At 47.1% G+C, this 488-nt stretch carries 1 protein-coding gene; it reads left to right on the plus strand.

All coding sequences use genetic code 11. The features are described 5' to 3' along the window. A partial coding sequence (locus tag B3V51_RS04065) for a TRAP transporter large permease subunit (protein ID WP_286708031.1) occupies window positions 1–488 on the plus strand: 488 nt, incomplete at both ends.

Consider the following 488-nt stretch of genomic DNA (forward strand, 5'->3'; position numbering starts at 1 on the left):
GTGGTAAGTACGGGTGCCTTTACCATTCCATTGATGAAAAAGGTTGGTTATCATAAAGATTTTGCAGGCGCGGTTGAGGCCAGTGCCTCGGTTGGCGGACAGATTTTGCCACCGATTATGGGAGCCAGTGCGTTCATTATGGCGGAGACCACTGGTCTGCCGTATAGTACGATTGCGCTTGCCGCTTTATTGCCTGCGATATTGTACTACTTAGGGGTCATTGCACAAGTGCACTTTCGCGCTGGACGTCGTGACCTAAAAGGTATCGCCAAAGAGAGCTTACCCGCGGTAAAAGAAGTGTTAAAAGCTCGCGGTCACATGCTATTACCGATTGTCTTTTTGATTTTCTTATTAATCAGAAATGTACCTGTGGGATATGCAGCTGCTTATACGATTGGTTTTACCGTGGTAATCAGTATGCTACGTGCTGAAACACGTATGAGCTTCTCTGATATTTTGGGTGCATTAGAAGACGGTGCGCGCCAGTC

Source organism: Psychrobacter sp. UBA2514, assembly GCF_002341255.1.
GTDB lineage: Bacteria > Pseudomonadota > Gammaproteobacteria > Pseudomonadales > Moraxellaceae > Psychrobacter > Psychrobacter pacificensis.